The 19,956-nt window shown below is 66.2% G+C and carries 25 protein-coding genes; 13 read left to right on the forward strand and 12 right to left on the reverse strand.

Features of this window, described 5'->3' with window-relative positions; translation table 11 throughout:
- Positions 1-45: 45 nt before the first annotated feature.
- Positions 46-909 (forward strand): MetQ/NlpA family ABC transporter substrate-binding protein, encoded by an 864-nt coding sequence (locus tag ACFVUS_RS40630; protein ID WP_387779731.1) that lies wholly within the window; start codon positions 46-48, stop codon positions 907-909.
- Position 910: 1 nt separating this feature from the next.
- Here the strand turns inward: ACFVUS_RS40630 and ACFVUS_RS40635 are convergent, their stop codons facing one another.
- The 5 genes from ACFVUS_RS40635 to ACFVUS_RS40655 form a co-directional block, all read right to left on the reverse strand.
- Positions 911-1,936, reverse strand: coding sequence for a hypothetical protein (locus ACFVUS_RS40635; RefSeq protein WP_387779734.1), 1,026 nt, complete (start codon positions 1,934-1,936; stop codon positions 911-913).
- A 13-nt stretch (positions 1,937-1,949) separates the two neighbouring features.
- Positions 1,950-2,741 carry a DUF4239 domain-containing protein gene (locus ACFVUS_RS40640; RefSeq protein ID WP_387779736.1) on the reverse strand — a complete coding sequence of 264 codons (792 nt, stop codon included), beginning with the start codon at positions 2,739-2,741 and terminating at the stop codon, positions 1,950-1,952.
- A gap of 133 nt (positions 2,742-2,874) precedes the next feature.
- Entirely contained in the window at positions 2,875-3,618 is a 744-nt protein-coding gene (locus ACFVUS_RS40645) for an adenosylcobinamide-GDP ribazoletransferase (RefSeq protein ID WP_387779739.1), read from the reverse strand.
- 129 nt (positions 3,619-3,747) lie between these two features.
- Positions 3,748-5,745 (reverse strand): nicotinate-nucleotide--dimethylbenzimidazole phosphoribosyltransferase, encoded by a 1,998-nt coding sequence (cobT, locus tag ACFVUS_RS40650; protein ID WP_387779742.1) that lies wholly within the window; start codon positions 5,743-5,745, stop codon positions 3,748-3,750.
- A gap of 103 nt (positions 5,746-5,848) precedes the next feature.
- Complete coding sequence (locus tag ACFVUS_RS40655; RefSeq protein ID WP_387779745.1) at positions 5,849-6,817, reverse strand: helix-turn-helix domain-containing protein; 969 nt, start codon at positions 6,815-6,817, stop codon at positions 5,849-5,851.
- Positions 6,818-6,903: 86 nt separating this feature from the next.
- Between ACFVUS_RS40655 and ACFVUS_RS40660 the strand changes: the two genes are divergently transcribed.
- The 3 genes from ACFVUS_RS40660 to ACFVUS_RS40670 are packed head-to-tail and all read left to right on the forward strand — an operon-like array spanning position 6,904 to position 7,396.
- A complete protein-coding gene (locus tag ACFVUS_RS40660; protein ID WP_387779748.1) occupies positions 6,904-7,026 on the forward strand; it encodes a hypothetical protein in 123 nt (40 codons plus the stop codon).
- Positions 7,023-7,253, forward strand: a complete 231-nt coding sequence (locus ACFVUS_RS40665; protein WP_387779750.1) for a hypothetical protein — start codon at positions 7,023-7,025, stop codon at positions 7,251-7,253. Before ACFVUS_RS40660 ends, ACFVUS_RS40665 begins: the two co-directional genes overlap by 4 nt.
- Positions 7,253-7,396: a hypothetical protein gene (locus tag ACFVUS_RS40670; RefSeq protein WP_387779753.1), complete on the forward strand. Its 144-nt coding sequence runs from the start codon at positions 7,253-7,255 to the stop codon at positions 7,394-7,396. Before ACFVUS_RS40665 ends, ACFVUS_RS40670 begins: the two co-directional genes overlap by 1 nt.
- Positions 7,397-7,439: 43 nt before the next feature.
- Here the strand turns inward: ACFVUS_RS40670 and ACFVUS_RS40675 are convergent, their stop codons facing one another.
- Positions 7,440-8,117 carry a DUF3043 domain-containing protein gene (locus ACFVUS_RS40675; RefSeq protein ID WP_375968194.1) on the reverse strand — a complete coding sequence of 226 codons (678 nt, stop codon included), beginning with the start codon at positions 8,115-8,117 and terminating at the stop codon, positions 7,440-7,442.
- Between the two features lie 174 nt (positions 8,118-8,291).
- Here ACFVUS_RS40675 and ACFVUS_RS40680 point away from each other — a divergent pair, with 174 nt between their 5' ends.
- From ACFVUS_RS40680 to ACFVUS_RS40695, 4 genes are all read left to right on the forward strand, one after another.
- Positions 8,292-8,642, forward strand: a complete 351-nt coding sequence (locus tag ACFVUS_RS40680; RefSeq protein ID WP_067565240.1) for an iron-sulfur cluster assembly accessory protein — start codon at positions 8,292-8,294, stop codon at positions 8,640-8,642.
- A 204-nt stretch (positions 8,643-8,846) separates the two neighbouring features.
- Positions 8,847-9,818, forward strand: coding sequence for a carbohydrate kinase family protein (locus ACFVUS_RS40685; RefSeq protein WP_387779757.1), 972 nt, complete (start codon positions 8,847-8,849; stop codon positions 9,816-9,818).
- A 124-nt stretch (positions 9,819-9,942) separates the two neighbouring features.
- A complete protein-coding gene (locus ACFVUS_RS40690; protein WP_387779759.1) occupies positions 9,943-11,019 on the forward strand; it encodes a homoserine O-succinyltransferase in 1,077 nt (358 codons plus the stop codon).
- 96 nt (positions 11,020-11,115) lie between these two features.
- The gene (locus tag ACFVUS_RS40695) at positions 11,116-11,829 is read left to right on the forward strand and encodes an MBL fold metallo-hydrolase (protein WP_387779762.1); all 714 of its coding nucleotides are present in this window, start codon (positions 11,116-11,118) and stop codon (positions 11,827-11,829) included.
- Positions 11,830-11,933: 104 nt separating this feature from the next.
- On the opposite strand, the gene ACFVUS_RS40700 is transcribed toward ACFVUS_RS40695, so the two are convergent.
- Together ACFVUS_RS40700 and gcvT are read right to left on the reverse strand one after the other, a co-directional pair.
- The gene (locus ACFVUS_RS40700) at positions 11,934-13,034 is read right to left on the reverse strand and encodes a branched-chain amino acid aminotransferase (protein ID WP_387779765.1); all 1,101 of its coding nucleotides are present in this window, start codon (positions 13,032-13,034) and stop codon (positions 11,934-11,936) included.
- 122 nt (positions 13,035-13,156) lie between these two features.
- Entirely contained in the window at positions 13,157-14,257 is a 1,101-nt protein-coding gene (gene gcvT, locus ACFVUS_RS40705) for a glycine cleavage system aminomethyltransferase GcvT (protein ID WP_387779768.1), read from the reverse strand.
- 114 nt (positions 14,258-14,371) lie between these two features.
- On the opposite strand from gcvT, the gene ACFVUS_RS40710 reads away from it, so the two are divergent.
- Genes ACFVUS_RS40710 through ACFVUS_RS40730 form a run of 5 tightly spaced genes read left to right on the forward strand, consistent with a single transcriptional unit; the run spans position 14,372 to position 17,017 of the window.
- A complete protein-coding gene (locus ACFVUS_RS40710) occupies positions 14,372-14,692 on the forward strand; it encodes a hypothetical protein (RefSeq protein ID WP_387779771.1) in 321 nt (106 codons plus the stop codon).
- Positions 14,692-16,098, forward strand: coding sequence for a hypothetical protein (locus tag ACFVUS_RS40715; RefSeq protein WP_387779773.1), 1,407 nt, complete (start codon positions 14,692-14,694; stop codon positions 16,096-16,098). The genes ACFVUS_RS40710 and ACFVUS_RS40715 overlap by 1 nt, the downstream gene beginning before the upstream one ends.
- Positions 16,098-16,409 carry a hypothetical protein gene (locus ACFVUS_RS40720; protein ID WP_387779776.1) on the forward strand — a complete coding sequence of 104 codons (312 nt, stop codon included), beginning with the start codon at positions 16,098-16,100 and terminating at the stop codon, positions 16,407-16,409. Before ACFVUS_RS40715 ends, ACFVUS_RS40720 begins: the two co-directional genes overlap by 1 nt.
- Entirely contained in the window at positions 16,403-16,711 is a 309-nt protein-coding gene (locus ACFVUS_RS40725; protein WP_387779779.1) for a hypothetical protein, read from the forward strand. Before ACFVUS_RS40720 ends, ACFVUS_RS40725 begins: the two co-directional genes overlap by 7 nt.
- Positions 16,712-17,017, forward strand: a complete 306-nt coding sequence (locus ACFVUS_RS40730; RefSeq protein ID WP_387779782.1) for a hypothetical protein — start codon at positions 16,712-16,714, stop codon at positions 17,015-17,017. It begins immediately after the preceding gene.
- A gap of 32 nt (positions 17,018-17,049) precedes the next feature.
- Here the strand turns inward: ACFVUS_RS40730 and ACFVUS_RS40735 are convergent, their stop codons facing one another.
- The 4 genes from ACFVUS_RS40735 to ACFVUS_RS40750 all read right to left on the reverse strand — a co-directional run bounded on the left by ACFVUS_RS40735 (position 17,050) and on the right by ACFVUS_RS40750 (position 19,889).
- Positions 17,050-17,286, reverse strand: a complete 237-nt coding sequence (locus ACFVUS_RS40735; protein ID WP_387779785.1) for a hypothetical protein — start codon at positions 17,284-17,286, stop codon at positions 17,050-17,052.
- A 26-nt stretch (positions 17,287-17,312) separates the two neighbouring features.
- Entirely contained in the window at positions 17,313-18,293 is a 981-nt protein-coding gene (locus tag ACFVUS_RS40740; protein WP_387779788.1) for an exonuclease domain-containing protein, read from the reverse strand.
- A gap of 2 nt (positions 18,294-18,295) precedes the next feature.
- A complete protein-coding gene (locus tag ACFVUS_RS40745; protein WP_387779791.1) occupies positions 18,296-18,835 on the reverse strand; it encodes a hypothetical protein in 540 nt (179 codons plus the stop codon).
- A 115-nt stretch (positions 18,836-18,950) separates the two neighbouring features.
- Positions 18,951-19,889 (reverse strand): ImmA/IrrE family metallo-endopeptidase, encoded by a 939-nt coding sequence (locus ACFVUS_RS40750; RefSeq protein ID WP_387779794.1) that lies wholly within the window; start codon positions 19,887-19,889, stop codon positions 18,951-18,953.
- Between the last annotated feature and the right edge of the window lie 67 nt (positions 19,890-19,956).

Below are 19,956 nucleotides of genomic sequence, written 5' to 3' on the forward strand. Positions count from 1 at the left end.
CGAAACACTCCCGCACCCGCGATGCGATCGCCTAGCTTGTCCAAAATGCGAAAATTGCGCCGTCTCCTGGTGATTCCGCTTCTGCTGAGCCTGGCCCTGAGCGCCGCCTGTGGCCGGGAACACGACGAGAGTGTGGTGCGCATCGGTGTGAACGATCTCGCACAGCCGCACTGGGACGTGTTCAAGAAGAAGGCGTCCGCCGCGGGCATCACCGTCGAATTCGTGAACTTCTCCGATTACAACCAGCCGAATCCCGCACTGTCGCAGGGGCGGGTGGACCTCAACAAGTTCCAGCACATCCGGTATCTGGCCAACTACAACGCCCGCAATAACGACACCCTGATCCCGCTGGGCGCGACCGAGATCTTCCCGCTGACGCTGTACTCGAAGAAGCACAAGAATGTGTCCGAGGTACCGCAGGGCGGTGAGATCACCCTGAGCAACAATCCCGCGAATCAGGTGCGGCCGCTGCTGAGCCTGGCCGCCGCCGGATTGATCGTGCTGAAGAACGGCGCGAGCTGGGATTCCAAGATCGAGGACGTCGACAAGGCCGCCTCCAAGGTGCGGCTCACCACCATCGATCCGACGCTCACCGCGCAATCACTGGAGAGCGTCGACGCGGCCTTCGTGGACGACACCTTCGCCCAGCCCGCCGGACTGACGCAGCAGCAGGTCATCTACACCGATGACCCCAATCGGCCCGATCTGACCCAGTACATCAATATCTTCGCCGCGCGGGCCGCCGACAAGGACAATCCGAAGCTGTTGCAGCTGACCAAGATCTATCACGATCCCGAGGTCGAGGCGGCGATCAAGGCCGAGACCGGTTACCAGGGCATCTTCAAGAACAATCCGCCCGCCGAATTGCAGACCGCCGCAACCGAACTCGAAGCCAAGTTCAAGAAGTAGGTCAGCCGCGGCGACTGCGGGCGTTCTTCGCCCGGGCGGCGGCGAGGATGGTGATGACCATGACGGTCATCATTTGCAAGGTGTTCCAGTCCACCGGCTCGGGGGCGGGCGGCGCGGCCAGCACCACCGGACGCGGAGGTATGACGACCGGGATCACCGGCGGGACGGGCGGCACCGCCGCGATCTCCACGGGCGGCACGACCGGAGCCGCCACCGGCTCGACCACGGCGGGCGGTGTGATGGCCGAGGGAATGAGCAGTGGGATACCGGGAATCTCGGGCGCGACCGGGAGCAGCAGCAGACAGGTGAGTGCGGCGCTGCCCAGCGCCGCACTGCCGACCACGACACTGCCCGCACCCGAAGAGCCCGGACCCACCAGACCGCTCGATCCGGGAACGAAGCCCGGGCCGATCAGTCCGGAACCGAATCCGCTGCCGGTGAGCAGGCCGAGACCCAGTACGGCACTGCCGAATACGGCGCTGCCCGCACAGGCGGTGAGCACGCTGCCGGACTCCAGGCCCAGCGTCTCACCGAGCGTGCTCGGGGCGGCCACCTGCCCGCGAAACGCGTCCGAGGCCGAGCCGGAACCGGGTAGCGCGATGGCCGCGGCGGCCGGATCCGCGGCGCTGCCGCTGCCCGCGCTACCGGTGGCCGAACTGCCGGTGCTCAGATAGCCACCGCCCGCGACCGGGCTCACGCCCAAAGAGCTACCGGACTTCGCACCGTCCTTACCGGAGCTACTCCCCGAGGCCGCACCGCCGTTCGCGGAACTGCTGCCCGAAGCGCCCAGCCCGATACCGGAATTGCTGCCGGAGTCACTGCTTCCCGAGCCCAGCCCGAGCGAACTGCCGGTGGGTCCGTCGATGGGGGCGGCCCCGCCGCCGGAACCCGCACTGCCGGAGATAATCTCGCCTATCGACGGCAGCCCCGGATCGGCGACGGCCGCGGCGGGATGCACCGCCAGGAACGCCGCCGCGATCGGAGCTGCCGCGAATCTGCCTGCGCCGCCGCGCTTTCCCTTATTCATGACTACCTACTCTTCAGCGCGGCAGAATGCTCGACGAGCCGCCGGAGACGATGTGCTCATACCTGGACAGCGCCAGTTCGAAGGCGTCCTTGGACACCATGTTCCCGCCCGCGAACGGCCGATCCAGCTGGTAGACAGCGAGAATCACCGCGCCGATGACGACGCCGAACAGGCCGGTCATGATGGTGCTGCGCTTGGTGACGACCACACCGGAGAACACCGTGCCGAGCAGCAGCATGCCGGTGCCGAACCACAGCGCCACGTAGAGGAAGGTGGGCAGCCGGTAGGCGGCGTCCATCCCGCGGTCGTAGCGCGCGTCCGAGACCGCGTCGAGGGCCGAATCCGCTTTGTCCTGAATGTCCTTGACGTTCGGATCCGCGGTGGAAAGACCGGACACCGCCGCCCGCAATTCGTCGAGGGTGTTCTGGGTGTCCTGGCTGAGCTTGGCATCCTTGCTCATCACCGACCACTCCGACCCGACCACCTGCTCGGTGTAATCGCGCACCAGACCCTGGATCTGCGTGCGATCCTGCATCGGCAGATCATTGGCCGCCTCGTACACCGAGACCAGCGCCTTCGCCTCGGACACGGTGTGCGCGTGCGAATTGTCGTACTGCTGCCACAGAATCACGACGATGAAGGCCACGATGGCCGCGAAGAACATATTCACCAGATCCAGCACCATCGTGCTGGACGCTTCGTCATCACTGTGCCGCCAAGTATCCGGGCGCAATCGATCACCGACCAGGAAGACGGCTACGGCGACCAGCGCGAACAGGACGAGCACACCCAACTGCAATGCCATACTCGGCTCCGCCTCCCAGGCACGGGCAATATCGAACACGAGATATTCGAGGCCACTGGGCGGTCGGATTGTGACGCAAGCAATCCGTTATAGAAGACCGCAGATAACGATCCCCCGGTCAGCACGGGATCAGTCAGCCGAGGGTGAAGACCCCGGCGGCAATCGCGACGGCGAATTCCAGTGCGGCCCCGAGCACATCGCCGTTGAGTCCGCCGAATCTGCGCACGCAGTGCCGCACCACCAGGACCGCCACCCCTAGCGCGGCAACCACGCCGAGCGGGCCGATCCACCACTGATTTCCCGCGAATAGCGCTGCCGCCACCGCGATTCCGGCCCAGAGCGCACCGACGATCGCCCCTTGAGTCCCCGCGACCAGGACCCCGAACCCCGCTCCCGGCGCCGCCTCGATCCCCTGTCGGCAAGCCAGCACTACGGCGACCCGCCCGACCGCGACCGCCACCACGATCCCAGCCCACCGCCCGGCATCAGCCAAGGCGGCGAACGAAACGGCCTGGATCCCAATCACAAACACCAGCGCGGCCACCCCGAACGGCCCCGCCCCACCACTCTTCATGATCTCGCGGGCACGCTCCGGCGGCCCGTAACTCCCGAGCCCATCCATGGTGTCGGCAAGCCCGTCGATATGCATCCCCCGGGTAATCAATGCCAACCCGGCCACCGCCACGAACCCGGCCAGCAGCCATGACGCCCCGGCCGCACCCAGCCCCCACATCACCCCGGCCGCACCGAGTCCCAGCAACGCCCCCACCAGGGGTGCCCATCCAATGGCCCGCCCAGCCGCGCGTCGATCCACCTCGTCCGGTCCGCGCACGGGCAACACCGTCAACCACGAAAGCGCGAGTCGCACACCGTTCATGAGCGTGCGCGCTCTCGTCGGATCTGATGAACCGACTCCGGCCGGGTGGGTTTCGTCTGTCGCGAAGCGAGTGTTGTTCCCGCCCCGGGCGCTTTCGTAAGCGCCCGAGCGGGTTCCGTCGTCGCGGCTTTACACACCGGCGGATTCGGTTGCGGCGTCGGCGGTGCTGACGCCCGCCTGGGCGAAGGTCGCCATTTCGGCGAGGGTCGCTACGGCGGCACGGAGGACGGGCAGGGCGGTGAGCGCGCCGGAGCCTTCGCCGAGGCGCATATTCATTTCGACCAGCGGTTCGAGCTGGAGGCGGTCGAGGGCGACGGTGTGCGAGGGCTCGCTGGAGCGGTGGCCCGCTACCCACCATTCCTTCGCGCCGAGCGCCAGTTGGTTGGCGACGAGAGCGGCGGCGGTTACCACGACGCCGTCGAGGATTACCGGGGTGCGGCGGGCTGCCGCGCGGGCGAGGAAGCCCGCCATGGCGGCGAGGTCCGCGCCACCCGCGGTGCGCAGCAGGGCAACCGGGTCCTTGACGACCGGGCGCGCGCGCCACATGGCGTCGCGAATGGCGGCGGTCTTGCGGATCCAGCCCGCGTCGTCGACGCCGGTGCCGCGACCCACCGCGACGACCGGTTCGGTGTCGGTGATGGTGGCGATCAGCACGGTGGCGGGGGTGGTGTTGCCGATGCCCATATCGCCCGCGATGAGAAGGTCTGCGCCGGAATCGATTTCCTCATCGGCGATGGCGGCGCCGGCGGCGAGTGCGGCCTGCACCTCGGCCTCGGTCAGCGCGTCCTCGCGGTCGATCGACCCGCTGGACTTGCGCACCTTGTGCTTCGAGATCTCCGGCGCGGTATCACCCTGCACCGCAATGTCTTCCACCCGTACGGTGGCATCGGCCAGTCGCGCGAGCACATTGACCGCCGCCCCGCCCGCCTGGAAGTTGGCGACCATCTGCGCGGTCACCTCACTCGGGTAAGCCGAAACCCCATGCGCCGCAACACCGTGATCGCCCGCGAACACCACGACCCGGGCGCGCTCGAACTGCTTGGGCGGGCACACGCCCTGGCAAGCCGCGACCCAGTTCCCCAGCTCTTCCAACCGCCCCAGCGCCCCGGCCGGTTTGGTCAGCTCCAGCTGCCGCTCCTTCGCCGCGACCAGGAAATTGCCATCCGGCCCCGGCACCGGCCCGAACGAAATCCGCACCGGCTTGGTGAGTTTCAGCCCGCCATCGGCGCTCGGCTCCGCCTGCGCGGCAGCCTGATCCGACGTAGCGGCCGCTGCCATGGCACTCGACACCACCACGGTCTCAGCGGTGGAAACCGTAACCGTCTCGGCGGCGGAAGTCGCATGGGTCTCGGCGGCGAAAGCCGCGGCTGTCCCGGTGGCAGAGCCCGCCGACCCGGTGGCGGAACTCGCGACACCGGTACTGGAGTCCGTCGCGGCCGAATCCGGTTGTGCGGCATGCTGTCCCGCGGTTCCCGCCGCCGTAGCGAGCACGGCGGCGACCTGCGCGTTGGCGGTCGCGGTCGCCTGGGCGTCCGCGGTGGCGGCGGCATCGGTGAGCGCGGCGGCGGAGGCGAAGGCGCGGTCGGGCTTGATGCGCAGCGGCTGACCCGCCACCACGAGGTAGATCTCATCGCAGAGCTGGGCCAGGCGCTGGTTCAGCGCACCGAGCTCATCGCGGAAGAGGCGGCCGGAGTGGGTGGCGGGGATGACGCCCAGGCCCACCTCGGGGCTCACGATGACGAGCCGTTCGGAGTATTCGGCCACCGCCGCGACGAGCGCGTCGACATCGGGCGCGATGGTCCCGCGCGGGGCTTCCCACGCGCCGCGCGCGTCGATGCGCGCCGTCAGCCAGGTGCCGAGATCATCGATGAGCGTCGACGGGACGGGCTGGGCCAGTGCGTCGACCGGATCGCCCTCCACGACGGTCCAGTTCCCGGGCCGCCGAACCCGATGTGCCGCAATCCGTTCGGCGAAATCCGCGTCCTCGGGATCCGGTACGGCGGTGGCGATGTACCGCACCGCCTCCGATACGACCAACTGTTCCGCGAAAGCCGACTTACCGGACCGGGCTCCACCGAGCACCAGCGTCCGTAGCGGTCGATCGGTTGACTGAGCACTGTGCGACACGTCAGCACGGTATCAACACCCCGCACTCCACAGCCGATGAGGCACGACTCGAGCACGGAAACGATGCGGTGGCCGGACGCGGCAGGTCCGGACACCCGCACGATCAAGCGGTGCGCACCCCTCCGAAGCGACGGCGATATTCGGCGGGCGCGATGCCGACCTGCCGCTGGAAGTGATGCCGCAGCAGCGCCCCCGACCCGAATCCGCACCGATTAGCCAGATTCTCCAGATCCATATCGGTGTCTTCCAGCAGCTGCTTGGCAAGCAGAATCCGCTGCCCGGTCAGCCATTTCACCGGTGTAGTCCCGGTCTCGGCGGCGAACTTGCGCGCGAACGTCCGCGTGGAGGTATTCGACCGCGCCGACAGCGATTCCACCGTATGCGGCAGCTCCAGGTTCTCGCCCATCCAGTGCAGCGTCTCGCTGAGACTGTCCGAACTACAATCCACCACCGGCCGCTCGATGAACTGCCGCTGCCCGCCATCGCGCTGCGGCGGCACCACCATGCGCCGCGCGACCGCGTTGGCCACCGAACTGCCCAGCTCACGCCGCACCAGATGCAGGCAGGCGTCGATCCCGGCGGCCGTGCCCGCACTGGTGATGAGATTGCCCTCATCCACGAACAGCACATCCGGATCGACGGTGGCGAGCGGAAACCGTTGCGCCAGTTGCTCGACATACCGCCAGTGCGTCGTGCATTTCCGCCCGTCGAGCAGCCCGGCCTCCCCCGCCAGGAACGCTCCGGAACACACCGTCAGCACCGTCGCGCCGCGCTGTGACGCATCGCGTACGGCGTCAACGATCTGGGTGTCGAGCACCAGCCCCTTGTTGAACGGAAAGGCCGGAATCGCCACCAGATCGGCGTCGGCGAGCTCCTCGAGCCCGAAATCGGGTGTCACCGAGATCCCGGGCGAACTGGTCCGCAGCGGCTTTCCGGGTTGGGCTCCGCAGACCTTGTAGTCGAAGGCGGGCAGTCCGTCGGCGGTGCGATCGAGCCCGAAAACCTCACAGACCACGCCGAATTCGAACATGGCGAGGTTGTCGTTGAGCACGACGGCGATCTTCGAGAGCATGTTCCCATCCTATCTGGCGGGATATTTGCGAACTATGTCAGAACCGCCACTGTTGGCAGTAACTGCATTGGAGAAAACTTACTGCCATGCAAGCCCTTACCACAATCACCGCAGCCGGAACCGCGATGAGCGCCCTCGGCTACCTGACCTTCGCCGCCATGGCCTGGGACAGCACCGAACCCACCGATGAGAACGAGGCATGCGCATGACCACCATCAGCCACTTCCAGGCCCTGCACACCACCACCGATACCGAACCCAAGGCGAAGGCCATGTTCAGCCGACTCTTCACCCTGTTCGCCGCCGCCGGCCGCGCCGTACCGTTCCATCGCGAATCCGATTGGGGCATGCGCGGATCCACCGGCATCACCGACCGCGATCACGACCGCTCCGCCCTCGAACTGCACGCCATCTCCAGCATGCGCGAGCACGGCTGATGAGCTGGTTGTCCCTCGCCCTCGTCGGCCCGGCCCCGCGCCAGTGGGGCACGCACGCCACGGCCGTGCGCTTCGGCGACGAACGCCCGCAGCAGCCACCCGAACCACCGCGTCATCGAGACACCGACCCCGCCAATGACTGAGGGCCGCCGAATCATTCGGCGGCCCTCGTCGTTTCGCGAGAAACTAGATGCTGTCTCCGGCGCTGACCCGCGGCTTCGGCGCGCGCATGCGGCGAATCTGCGAGGCGCGCACGAACGAGTACCAGCCCAGCGAGAAGCTCGACTCGGTGGCATCCGGGAAGCGCTCGCGCACCCGGCGATTCACGATGCGGCCCAGGATGATGCCCTCGATGATCATGAAGACCATCATCACCAGCATGGCCAGCGTCACGATCGCCTGGAGTGCGGGCGAGAGGATCATGCTCAGGATCAGCACGAGTGCAAGGGGCATGAACAAGCCGAGCAGATTGCGCCGCGCATCCACGATGTCGCGCACGTAACCCTTCACCGGACCCTTGTCGCGCGGCAGCAGGTACTGCTCCTCACCGGCGAGCATGCGCGCCCGGCGATCCTGCACCGACGCCTTGCGCTCGGCCGAGGCGACCTTGCGATCCGCACGGGAACCACGTAGCTCCTTGCGGCGCGCACGCGCTTCCTTCGAGGTCGCGGGCGCGGGCGCGACCGGCCCGCGACGGCGGGATTCGGCCTCGCGGCGCTTGGGGGTGGGCCGCCCCTTACCGGGGGTGGACGGGCGCTCCGCGACCGTCGCCGCACCACCGGCATCGACGACAGGGGTGTCGGAGGTGGGAGTGGATTCGCCACGGCGCAGGAACTTCACGGCGACCAGGCTATTCGATGGCATGCCCGCCGGAAAAACCTGGTCCGCCCGTTTTGCGCGCGCGGCCGCTCAATCCCTGCAACTGCTGGCAGAATGGCCGCCGCGTAGGATTGGGAATAGTCGCCCGCGAAGTGGCGTTGACAGGCGTTGAGCCGTGCCCCTTCTCACGGGTTGAAAACAGGTCCTTTAGGAGAGTTCATGACTGTGCAGAACGAGACCACCACTCATGGTGCGACTCTGACGGACGCCGCTGCCGCCAAGGCGAAGGCGCTGCTCGACCAGGAGGGCCGCGACGACCTCGCGCTGCGCATCGCCGTACAGCCCGGTGGCTGTGCCGGCCTGCGCTACCAGCTCTTCTTCGACGATCGCAGCCTCGACGGCGACCTGGTCGTCGAATTCGGCGGCGTCAAGCTGGCCGTCGACCGCATGAGCGCCCCCTACATCCAGGGCGCCTCGATCGACTTCGTCGACACCATCGAGAAGCAGGGCTTCACCATCGACAACCCGAACGCCACCGGCTCCTGCGCCTGCGGCGACAGCTTCAACTGATCCAGCTCAATCAGCGCGGAACCCCCTTCGCCGGAGGTTCCGCGCTGTTGTGTGCTCAGGGTTAACCCGCCCGCAAGTTGGAGTTTCCTGTCTCGGACAGGGTATTTTCATAAGTGCGGACCCATCGGTTCGCTCCCCCCGGCCCCGCGTCTGCCTCGTCTCGAATAGGTGTGCGCAGCGCACGTCACCGAAGGATCGACGCCCGTGACCATCGCCGTGTCCGCATCAATCGCGACCGACCACCTCATGCGCTTCCCGGGGAAATTCTCCGATGCGCTGCTGGCCGACCAACTCCAGCACGTATCCCTGAGCTTCCTCGTCGACGACCTGGTCATCCGCCGCGGCGGCGTGGCGGGCAATATCGCCTACGCCATGGGCCTGCTCGGCCGCACCCCGCTGCTGGTCGGCGCGGTCGGCCCCGACTTCTCCGATTACCGTCAGTGGCTCGAGACCAGCGGCGTGGACTGCTCCGCCGTGCGCATCTCCACCGAGGCGCATACCGCGCGTTTCGTCTGCACCACCGATGAGACCATGGCGCAGATCGCCTCGTTCTACCCCGGCGCGATGAGCGAAGCCCGCGAAATCTCCATCGGCGAACTGGCTTCGGGCCGCGAGCTGGAACTGGTCCTGGTCGGCGCGAACGATCCCGACGCGATGGTGCTGCACACCGAACAGGCGCGCGCCGCGGGCATCCCCTTCGCCGCCGACCCGTCGCAGCAGCTCGCCCGCCTCGACGGCGAGCAGGCCCTGTCGCTGATCGACGGCGCGGCCTACCTGTTCACCAATGAATACGAGTGGGGCCTGCTGCTGCAGAAGACCGGCCTCACCGAAGCCGAAATCGGTGAGCGCGTTGGCATCCGGGTCACCACCCTGGGCTCCAAGGGCGCCAAGATCGTCGACCGCGACGGCACCGAACTGCACGTCGACGTGGTCCCCGACAACGCCAAGGTCGACCCCACCGGCGTCGGCGACGGCTTCCGCGCCGGCTTCCTCACCGGCCACTCCTCCGGCCTGTCCCTCGAGCGCTCGGCCCAATTGGGTTCCCTCATCGCCGTTCTCATCCTCGAGACCGTCGGCACCCAGGAATGGACCCTCGACAAGGACGTGGCGTTGAAGCGCCTGCGCGAGGCCTACGGCCCGGACGCCGCATCCGAAATCGAAGCGATTCTTCGCTGACACCTGCTGGACTCTTTTGTACCGCACGCTGATCTCACGATCGGCGTGCGGTTTCTTCTGTGCTGACGCCTGACCCGGTCGTCGGCTCTTGTTCGTTGTAAGACAGTTCTCGAAGGACCTGATGATGGTGGTACGGGTCGGCACCGTGGTGAAGATCGGAATTGTGGATCTGATCTCGTCGCGGCCGGACAGCATGACGCGGCGGGTGTTCGCCGAGGCGGTACGCGGGGCGACCGGACGGCTCGGCTGGGCGATACCGGAATTGCCGTTTGCCGACCCTACGCCGGTGGAATGGGCGGAAACCGCTGCCGAGCAAGGTGATTCGCTCTGCGGCATCGAGTTGAGCTGTTTCGGGATCGATCCGCTCGGGTCGCCGGACGCGGTCGACTGGGCGGCGCTGGCCGCGATGGACGGGCTGATCATCAGTGGGAGCGAGCCGACCGCATCCGATATCGCCGATGAGCCGTGTCTGGCGATCATCGATCGACTGATGCGTGAGTGCGCCGACAGTTCGCTGCTGTTTTCTTGCCAGTCCGCGCATGCGGCGCTGTATCTGCTGCACGGGGTGCGGCGGCATCGGCTCGTGCGGCGGCAGCACGGGGTGTTCGATCACCGCGTGCATACGTCGGGGCTGCTCGACCTGGAGATGGGTACGGGCACAGCGCATTCCGGGCCCGAGGCGGTGCTGACCGATGGGCTCACCACGCCGGTGCGGGTGCCGCATTCGCGGTGGAATGTCATGGCTTCGGCCGATCTGCGTGCCGCAGGGCTCACCGTGCTGCTCGATTCCGAAGAGGCGGAGTGGCAGCTCGCCATCGGTCCTTCGGAGTTGCGGCAGGTGTTCATCCAGGGGCATCCGGAGTATCTGCCGGACACCATGGCTCGCGAGTACCGCCGGGATCTGCGCCGGTGGATCGCCGACCCTTCGCTGCCGTTCCCCCAGATTCCCGCCGACTACTTTCCCGCCGAAGCGCTCGAGCAGATCGTCGCGCTCACCGAACTGGTCCGAATCAGCCGCGATCCGGCGGTGCTCGACGATCTCGTGCTGCCCGCGGATCACACTCGGGTGGCGCACGACTGGTCCACGTATTCGCGCGTCTTCTTCGCCAATTGGCTGGCAGCCGTGCGAGATCGGCGCGGAATCGCGGCGGGGTCGGCCTTCGGGGTGGCATCGGTCGATCCGGAAGCGCTGTCCGCGTAGTGGCGGACATGTCCGTCATATTGCGACTGGGCGACAGTCCAACTTCCGTGGGGGTACCGCACATTCAATCGTGCCCGAGGCAATAGGGTGTTCGGCATGGGCTCCGACCGTTTGTATTTTCGTCAGCTGCTCGCGGGACGCGACTGGGCCGTCGGTGATCCGATCGCCACCCAGATGCGGAACTTCGCGTACCTGATCGGTGATCGGGACACCGGCGACTGCGTGGTCGTCGACCCGGCGTACGCCGCCGCGGATCTGGTGGAGATCGCCGAGGCGGATGGCATGCGGCTATCCGGGGTGCTGGCCACCCATCACCATCCCGATCACGTCGGCGGCACCATGCTCGGCTTCACGCTGAGCGGAGTCAAGGAGCTGCTCGAGAAGGTCGATGTGGCGGTGCACGTCAATGCCGAAGAGCTGCCCTGGGTCGCGAATGTCACCGGCATCGCGCCGAGCGAGCTGACCGGGCACGCGCACGGCGAAAAGGTCGCGGTCGGCGGCTTCGAGATCGAACTGCTGCACACGCCCGGGCATACGCCGGGCAGCCAGTGCTTCCTGTTCGACGGTCGGCTGATCGCGGGCGACACGCTGTTCGTGGACGGCTGCGGCCGCACCGATTTCCCCGGCGGCAATTCCGACGATATGTTCCGCAGCCTGCGCTATCTCGCTGAGCTGCAAGGTAATCCGACGGTGTACCCGGGGCACTGGTACTCCGAGGAGCCCAGCGCCGAGCTGACCAAGATCGTCGAGAAGAACTACGTCATGCGGCCGAAGACGCTCGAAGAGTGGCAGATCTTCATGCCCAGCTGATTCGGGTCGGCGGCGATCGCATTGCCGCGCAGTCGAATCTCGGCCCAACGCACAGCGCCCGCCCCGAATCTCATTCGGGGCGGGCGCTTTTCAATTCCTGAGGCTTATGCCAGGGTGCGCATCCAGCCGTGGCTGTCGGCGAAGGTGCCGCGCTGGATACCGGTGAGGGTGTCCCGCAGCGCCATGGTCACCTCGCCGGGTTCGCCTCCGCCGATGGTGAATTCGCCCTCGGCGGACTTCACCGTGCCGACGGGCGTGATCACCGCGGCGGTACCGCAGGCGAAAACCTCGGAAATCTCACCGGATTCAGCGCCCTTGCGCCACTCCTCCACCGAAATCTTGCGCTCCTCAACGGGATACCCCGAATCGGCGGCAAGGGTGAGCAGCGAATCGCGGGTGATACCCGGCAGCAGCGAACCCGACAGCTCCGGCGTCACCAGCCGCGCCTCCGACCCGGTGCCGAACACGAAGAACAGATTGTTGGTGCCCATCTCCTCGACGTACGCCCGCTCGATGGCATCGAGCCACACGACCTGATCGCACCCCTGCTCGGAGGCCTGCTGCTGCGCCAGCAGCGAAGACGCGTAGTTACCCGCGACCTTGGCCTCACCGGTGCCACCGGGAGCCGCGCGCACGTATTCGGTGGACAGCCACACCCGCACCGGCTTCACACCGCGCGGGAAGTACGCACCGGCGGGCGATCCGAGCAGCAGGTACTTGTACGCGCTCGCGGGCTTCACGCCCAGCCCCGCCTCGGTGGCGAACATGAACGGCCGCAGGTACAGCGACTCCTCGCCCCCGGCGGGCGGCACCCACTCGGAATCGATCTCGAGCAACTGCCGCACGGATTCGATGAACAGCTCATCCGGCAACTCCGCCATCGCCATCCGCGCCGCCGACCGCCGGAACCGCGCGGCATTGGCATCGACGCGGAAGGTAGCGATGCTCCCATCCGCCTGCCGATACGCCTTGAGCCCCTCGAAAATCGCCTGACCGTAGTGGAACACCATGGTCGCCGGATCCATCGACAGCGGCCCATACGGCTCGACCTGCGGATTCACCCACTCCCCATCGATGTAATCGATGGAAACCATGTGATCGGTGAAGAAGCGCCCGAACCCGGGTGCCGCGAGAATCTCCTGCCGACGCTCCGCCGAGGTGGGCGCGGGATGCGAGGTGCGGGTGAACTGCGCGGCAACTGTCATGCTCGGGAGTTTAATTCGCCGCCGAGAAGGACGCGCCGCCGCCCACCCACCCGCTAACCCGGGCGCGTCGCACCTGAGCAACCGACCGGTGTGACGCGACCCGAGAAGAGAGCTGACAGCCGTCAGGCGGTGTGCGGTTCCACGAAGGGCGGGCGGATGACCTCGCACTTGAGGCGGCGGCCGCGCACGTCGACCTCGACCTCATCGCCGGGCTCGAGCTTCGCGGCGGTGTCGAGCAGGGCGAGGGCGATGCCGACCTTGAGGGTGGGCGAGAAAGTGCCGGAGGTGGTTTCGCCGACCTGCTCGTCGCCGCGCATCACGGCCTGGCCCTGGCGCAGTACGCCACGATCGAGTGCCTTGAGGCCCAACAGGAGTCGCTTGGGCCCGTCGGCCTTCTCCTGCTCCAGCGCGGCCTTGCCCCAGAACTCCGGCTTCTTCCAGCCCACGGCCCAGCCGGTGCGCGCCTGCAACGGCGAAATATCAACGGAGAGTTCATGTCCGTGCAGCGGGTAACCCATCTCGGTGCGCAGCGTGTCGCGCGCACCGAGCCCGGCGGCCTGACCACCGGCGGCTTCGACCTGCGTCACGATCGCACGGAAAACCGCTTCGGCGTCATCCCATTTCGGGAGCAGCTCGTAGCCGTGCTCACCGGTGTAGCCGGTCCGGCACACGCGCACCGGCCGGCCTTCCCACTCCGCGTCGGCGTACGCCATGTATTCCATATCGGTCGGCAGCCCAAGCGCCGCAAGCACTTCCGCCGACTTCGGCCCCTGCACCGCGAACACCGCGTACCCGCGATGCTCATCGGTCACCGTGATGCCTTCGGGAGCCTGCTTCCGCAATTCGGCAACCACCGCAGCGGTATTCGCCGCGTTCGGCACCAGGAAGATCTCGTCATCGCTGACGTAGTAGGCGATCAGATCGTCGATCACACCGCCCTCGGGCGTGCAGCACAGCGTGTACTGCGCCTTCCCCGGCCGAATCCGATTCAGGTCATTGCTCAGCGCCGAATTCACGAACGCCGCCGCCCCCGGCCCCGCAACCGTGGCCTTCCCGAGGTGGCTGACATCGAACAGCCCGACCGCGGTCCGAACCGAGGTGTGCTCCCCCACGGTCCCCGCGTACGACACCGGCATCTCCCACCCCCCGAACGGCGCGAACGTCGCCCCGAGCTCAACGTGGACGTTGTGGATGGGCCCCTGCAACAGCTTCTCGTCGGTCACGCGCAGGAGTTTATCCGCCACCGACCCCTTGGTTGTGATCCACCCGATTCCCGGCAGACCGGTCATAGCAGTCTGCGATAGAGTCTGCCGGAAGTTTGCAGTTGAGGGAGCACCATGCCATTCGAAGTCAACCCCGACGGCCTCCGCGCCGCCGCGGGCGCACTTGCCCTGCTCCCCGGCGATATAGACCGCGCTCCCCGACTGGGCGCCGAACCGGTTGCCGCAAAGATGCCAGGCTCAGCGGTAGGTGCGGCCCTGTCCCCCTCCGACAACCTGAGCCGCAAAGCCAAAGACCTCCTGAAGGCCCGCTTCAACGAATTCTCCGCAACCCTCGTCGTCGCCGCCGACACCTACCGCGGCACCGACACAGACGCCGCCAACCGCATCGCCGCCCTCACCGACATCAATTCGGGCGACCCCCACGCAGGCCGCTGATGCCCACCCCGCTCCAAGTCCTGACCTGGGACATCTCCGGCTACGCCACCACGGCGACCAACGCCACCCAAATCGCCGACGCCATAGTCAAAGCCTCCGGCACCATGCACGCCACCATCTACGACCTGTTATGGCAGGGCGCAGCCCGCCAAGCAGCCGAGTCCAAAGCCGACGCCGAACAAACCCAAATGCGCGCCATCGCCACCGCCTACGACGACCTGGCCACAGCCTGCGCCGGCGCGGCAAGCGCCATGGCCGACCCCATCGCCACCATCAAGTCGATCATCCTCAACTACGTCCACCCACTGGTCTCCATCGGCGACGACTGGTCGATCGAGGGCGTAGAAGACTGGAATTCCGAAGCGGGACTACAACTTTCCCGCCTGGCGGGCCTGGCCTCCACCCTCTTCGCCGCCGATGCCGAATGGGGCGCGAAGATCGCCACGGCCAACAGCGAATTGGAAGCCATGGCCCCGGCCGCCGCACTCGCCGCGGCCAACGCTGTAATCCAGACCGATAAGACGAGCGATACCCGCGCCGATCCGGAACGCCTCCAAACATCGGCAGCGGCATTCCAGCAGGTCTTCGCGCGGCTGCCGACCAGCCCCGCCGATTGGTCGACCGCCGAGGCTCTCAATCCGAAGAGCTACGACCCGAAATATCAGGGCGTCGGACCCGAGATTCGAGTGGCCCGCATCGATCCGGTCAGAGGTCAGGGCGTCGTGCGGACCGGGCAATTCATCGAACAGCGCGATGTCACCTCGACCCCGAAGGGCGTCAACCCATTCCCGCGCGACCGGGGCGACAATCGCTCGGCCGACTCGAATTTCGATCCCGAACACACCCGCGTGACCGCCTATGTCGACTATGAGAACGGCATCGTGGTCATGCGCCAGAACCCTTCCGTCGAGCAGAACAGCGACGGAACTCCCGGCGAGGTGAAGGTTGAGGCCCCGAACGGCCGGGTCTGGCAGAACCCGGACGGTGCGGTACGCATCCAATACGATGCCGCGAACCCCTTCGCCCCTGGCGTGGCGAAGGACCATTCGGTGCTCGGCGACCATACGATCACCGTGAACGGCGATCTGGTATTCACCCCGGGAGCCAATGGCGTTCAGGTCAATGGAACTCGAACCGACTACCCGTCGCTGGAGGTCTATCAGGACCGGCCGAATGGGCAGACCAGCACGATTGCCATCGATTCGGCCGTGACCGGCAGATCCTGGGGCCCGGCGGTGAACCTGCCGTTCCATCACGACATCGGTTCCGGCGGTAAGGCTTTCTCGGATTTCTACGACTGGAATCCCGTGTCCGACACGAAAACCTCGGTCAGACCGTCGGTGGAACTCGGCCCGACCACAGCACCACCGTATGTCCCGGTACCAGTACCCAAAGGAATGATCTGATGTCGATGGGATCGGCAGTGCAGGAACGATATTGGAAGGTCGCGACACTGAGCGTCGCGGTCCTTCTCGTCGCACAGGCGATGGTTTTCGTGATCAGCGTCGCGATCATCGATCTGGACGGACCCGATCTTCCGCTGCGCGCCTTCCTGATTACGAACGGCGTCAGCGTGCTCGCCACGATCCCGCTGCTCCGAAGGGGGCTCGGCGAACAGAAACCTCTCGCCCTGGCCGCAGTCGTTACCGCCGGAATCTGGCTTATCGCAACACTTTTCGAAATACTACTGTACAGCGGAGCGGGGATCGTGTGGTGACCGAATTCAACGATCAGCGGCAATTCCTGCCCGCTCGCGAACCTCGATTCGGTCGGACGTCATTCGTCAGCGCGGCGATCGGCGGATTCCTGAATGTCACGTCCCTGTTCACGCTGAACTTCGCCTACTTCTTCCTCGTACTCTTCTTCCTGGTCGAACTTGTGATCATCGCGGTGCTCCATCGCATCGGTGGACGGGCACGCCAGGTCGGAGTTGGCCTTGCGGTCACATTACTCAGCGCCCTCGCAGTCATTGTGTTGATGCTGTGCACGGTTTGGCTTCGAGACCACTGGCTTCGGTAGATGGCGCGGCCTACTCGAATCCAGAATTTCACGGCCGATAGCGCCTTCTGGCGATCGGCGACAGTTACCCTCCCACTGGCCATCGCCGGGGAGGCGGCATTGTTCGCGGCCGTCGTTGCCGCGATTACCGACTCCGATCCCAAGGCCGATCCGTCGCGGCACCTGCTCTTCTCGATCGGGGCGGCAATTGCGGTTCTGGCTGTAACGCTGCTCTGGCGCAGGCGAACGCCCACTGCGCAGGGCGCGGCGCTCGGTGTGGCGACTGCTGGCGCATTCCTGCTCCTACTCTGGGCGGCGACCCTGTGACCGAACCGCTACGCCGCTATCTCCGACCGGAATCATTCGGCCCGGAGAGTTTCGCTGCAGCCATCCTCGGATTCCTCTGCATAGCTTTGCCTTTCATCGGCTGGGTTCCGAATGGCGCCGTATGGTGCCTTTTCGCACCCGGCGTCGCCGGTGCGGTGCTCGTCTTCTTTCCCGGTAGCGGTCGACGCATCGGAATCGGCCTGCTCGCCGGATTCCTCGGGTTCTTCCTTATCGTGTTGGCTTTTCTCGCGGGTCTCGCCGTCGGTCATCTCTTCTGACCGTTGACCGTTGAAGATCAGGACATATTCACAGTCGGTTTGAGGGTGGCGAGGAAGAGTTGTTCGTCGAGGACCGCGATCTGCTGACCTTGGGCACGCAGGTAGGCGGCGCGGTGGGCTTTGGTGGTAGTGAAGGCGGTCGAGTCCGTGCCGGTGAAGCCGTCGCCGATCACCAGGCAGGTGGTGCGTTTGGTGACGTTCTTGGCGGGGGTGGCGCCGCAGGCGGCGATGATGTTCCAGGCTTCCTGGCGGGTCAGGGTGGTGAGATCGCCTGTGAAGACGATGATTTGGCCGTACAGGGGGTGGGTGGGGTCGGTGCCGGTAATTTCCGGGAGCACCAGTTCCTCGCGGGCGAAGAAGGAGCGGCGGGGGCGAGGGGTTTCGGTGCGGAGAGTCTCCGAGCGGCGGGTTTCCGCCCGGCGCGCGGTGGCTCGGGGGCGGTAGGGGCGTTCGTTTCCGAGGCGTTCGAGATCACCGAGGGAATCGATGCCGGTGCGGGCGGCCAGGGCCAGGACGATGTCCGCGGCGGCCGTCGCATCGGCCGCCGCGTCGTGGTGGGTCAGTAGCGAGATGTCCAGTGCGTCAGCGACATCGGGGAGGCGGTAGCTGTCCAGGTCGAGGTGTCGTCTGGACATTGCCAGGCTGCAGCTGAAATCCCAACTCGGGGAATCGATTCCGCTGTGGCGGCAGGCCTCGCGAATGGCCCCGCTGTCGAAGCCCGCATTGTGGGCGACCAGCGGGAGGTCGGCTACCACATCGAGCACTTCGGGGAATCGCGCCGCGAAGACCGGTTGATCCGCGACCATTCCGGCGGAGATGCCATGCACGCGAATGTTGTGGTGGGAGAAGAAATCCACCGACCGAGGTGGACGGCACAGCCACGAGTGCGTGGCCAGCCGCACGCCTTCACGAACGATCGCCACGCCGACAGCGCAAATGCTGCCGCGCGACGAATTCGCCGTCTCGACGTCGATTGCCGCGAACGACAGTCCCGCCATCGTCACCGCACCACGAGTGGCAGCGGACGCACGGCAGGACCGCCATGCTCGGCGAGGAAAGCTCTTGCCACTCGCAATGATTCGAAATCCGCCCACGAGTCGGCCAAGTCAGCGATTCCGCGCGCCAAAATCAGTGCCTCCCTCACGGTTTCATCCATCCCGTACAAGAACTGCCGCGCGTGCACCGGGTGCACCAACTCCGGCCATTCCGGCCGGATCAACTTATTCCCTTGCTTCTCTTGATATTCGGTGAAGAGCACGTCCACCGCATCGACCTCGGCACGCGCGGCCGCCACCGTCGCATCGAGATCCACCACACCCCCGGTCACAACCCCCTCGGCAACCTCGTCGCACCACACGGCGTCATACCCGCCGGTGAGCGTAGCGATCGCCGCGCCCTCATCATCCCCAACAACCCAAGCGCCCGATAGCCGCGAAAGCCCCATGGCCCGACCAACATTCACATGCCAAACAACCAACCGGTCTCCCACCTTGTCGAGCACCACCACAAGGGACAAAACGGTCTGAGTCGCACTGGTCATGACGCTCCGAGGTCGCTGCGGATGCTCTGCATCCGACACCATAGGGCATGGGTCCGACAGGTCATCGAGGGCTATTTCAAAAGTGTTCGAAATCAACCGATTCCGACCGGTGGGTTCAGGTCGACTCACCTTTCAGGTGCGACCAATCCGCCATCGAGACCACCCGATCGGCATAGCTGGAGTCATCGCGCAACGAAGGCGTTTTCACATGCCGCGCAACCGGATAGCGCGCGGTCACGGTCCGAAAATCCGCGTCCGAAACCCGGCACTCCGCGATCAAGTGGTGGCCGTGGATCCCGACCTCGTCCAGTAGTTCCAGCGCACGCGGCAGCAATGACGGCTGCTCGATCACAGGCGCAACCGCCGTGCCGACCTCCCGATCAACCAGTCTGCCGCCGGCACCGCCGGTCGCGAATGAGTCCCCCATCTGCGCACTCGGCAATAGAAACTCCGCCGCGAAGCGGTCCGCCTGGAGTTCGGCCACCCGATGACCCGGTTCAGCATCACAATGCATAACCAGATGCCCCAATTCGTGTGCGACATCGAATCGCTGACGGTGGGGATCTTCCACATTCGGATCCAGCACCACAATCGGCCGGTGCGCACCCTCGAAGGAGTAGGCGGCAACCGCCGTCGTTCGAGCCGAGCCGAAAATGACGAGCACACCATGGTTCTCGACCAACCGCACAACATGACGTATCGACGCGGTACCGAGACCCCAGGCCTCGCGAACAGAGCGAGCAGCACATTCAGGCGCGGCACTGTCCAAATCGTCGATGGCGACCGTAATTCGCGGAACCTCGACCCGGGGGAACTCCACCCGGCTCTCCAGCGTCGAAGCCACCTCGACCGCGAGCCGCCCGTACGCGAACGCTTGATCCCGGTCCAACTGCGTGGTGGTCCGGAGCGATCTGAAATGCGGTGTCGTACTGAGTATCGAGTCCGGGCGCACCATCAGGAATTCCGCCGGAATCGCCAGGCCGAGCGCGAGCTCGGCCACCACGGACGCCCGCGGACGCAACATCCCGGATTCCCAGGCGGACACCTCGCTCACACTCCGATCGAGCGATTCCGCGAGTTCGCTTTTGCGCATTCCCGACAAATGCCGCGCCAATGTCAGC

The sequence above is a fragment of the Nocardia sp. NPDC058058 genome (assembly GCF_042885355.1).
In the GTDB taxonomy this organism is placed as follows: domain Bacteria; phylum Actinomycetota; class Actinomycetes; order Mycobacteriales; family Mycobacteriaceae; genus Nocardia.

Bases quoted from the DNA above. Each gene is read 5' to 3' on its own strand.
- ACFVUS_RS40630 (WP_387779731.1), top strand. From the start codon at position 46: ATGCGAAAATTGCGCCGTCTCCTGGTGATTCCGCTTCTGCTGAGCCTG.
- ACFVUS_RS40635 (WP_387779734.1), bottom strand. From the start codon at position 1,936: ATGAATAAGGGAAAGCGCGGCGGCGCAGGCAGATTCGCGGCAGCTCCG.
- ACFVUS_RS40640 (WP_387779736.1), bottom strand. From the start codon at position 2,741: ATGGCATTGCAGTTGGGTGTGCTCGTCCTGTTCGCGCTGGTCGCCGTA.
- ACFVUS_RS40645 (WP_387779739.1), bottom strand. From the start codon at position 3,618: ATGAACGGTGTGCGACTCGCGCTTTCGTGGTTGACGGTGTTGCCCGTG.
- ACFVUS_RS40655 (WP_387779745.1), bottom strand. From the start codon at position 6,817: ATGCTCTCGAAGATCGCCGTCGTGCTCAACGACAACCTCGCCATGTTC.
- ACFVUS_RS40660 (WP_387779748.1), top strand. From the start codon at position 6,904: ATGCAAGCCCTTACCACAATCACCGCAGCCGGAACCGCGATGAGCGCC.
- ACFVUS_RS40665 (WP_387779750.1), top strand. From the start codon at position 7,023: ATGACCACCATCAGCCACTTCCAGGCCCTGCACACCACCACCGATACC.
- ACFVUS_RS40670 (WP_387779753.1), top strand. From the start codon at position 7,253: ATGAGCTGGTTGTCCCTCGCCCTCGTCGGCCCGGCCCCGCGCCAGTGG.
- ACFVUS_RS40675 (WP_375968194.1), bottom strand. From the start codon at position 8,117: ATGCCATCGAATAGCCTGGTCGCCGTGAAGTTCCTGCGCCGTGGCGAA.
- ACFVUS_RS40680 (WP_067565240.1), top strand. From the start codon at position 8,292: ATGACTGTGCAGAACGAGACCACCACTCATGGTGCGACTCTGACGGAC.
- ACFVUS_RS40690 (WP_387779759.1), top strand. From the start codon at position 9,943: ATGGTGGTACGGGTCGGCACCGTGGTGAAGATCGGAATTGTGGATCTG.
- ACFVUS_RS40695 (WP_387779762.1), top strand. From the start codon at position 11,116: ATGGGCTCCGACCGTTTGTATTTTCGTCAGCTGCTCGCGGGACGCGAC.
- ACFVUS_RS40700 (WP_387779765.1), bottom strand. From the start codon at position 13,034: ATGACAGTTGCCGCGCAGTTCACCCGCACCTCGCATCCCGCGCCCACC.
- ACFVUS_RS40710 (WP_387779771.1), top strand. From the start codon at position 14,372: ATGCCATTCGAAGTCAACCCCGACGGCCTCCGCGCCGCCGCGGGCGCA.
- ACFVUS_RS40715 (WP_387779773.1), top strand. From the start codon at position 14,692: ATGCCCACCCCGCTCCAAGTCCTGACCTGGGACATCTCCGGCTACGCC.
- ACFVUS_RS40720 (WP_387779776.1), top strand. From the start codon at position 16,098: ATGTCGATGGGATCGGCAGTGCAGGAACGATATTGGAAGGTCGCGACA.
- ACFVUS_RS40730 (WP_387779782.1), top strand. From the start codon at position 16,712: ATGGCGCGGCCTACTCGAATCCAGAATTTCACGGCCGATAGCGCCTTC.
- ACFVUS_RS40735 (WP_387779785.1), bottom strand. From the start codon at position 17,286: ATGACCGACGGCGAGACCCGCGAGAAAAGCCAACACGATAAGGAAGAA.
- ACFVUS_RS40740 (WP_387779788.1), bottom strand. From the start codon at position 18,293: ATGGCGGGACTGTCGTTCGCGGCAATCGACGTCGAGACGGCGAATTCG.
- ACFVUS_RS40745 (WP_387779791.1), bottom strand. From the start codon at position 18,835: ATGACCAGTGCGACTCAGACCGTTTTGTCCCTTGTGGTGGTGCTCGAC.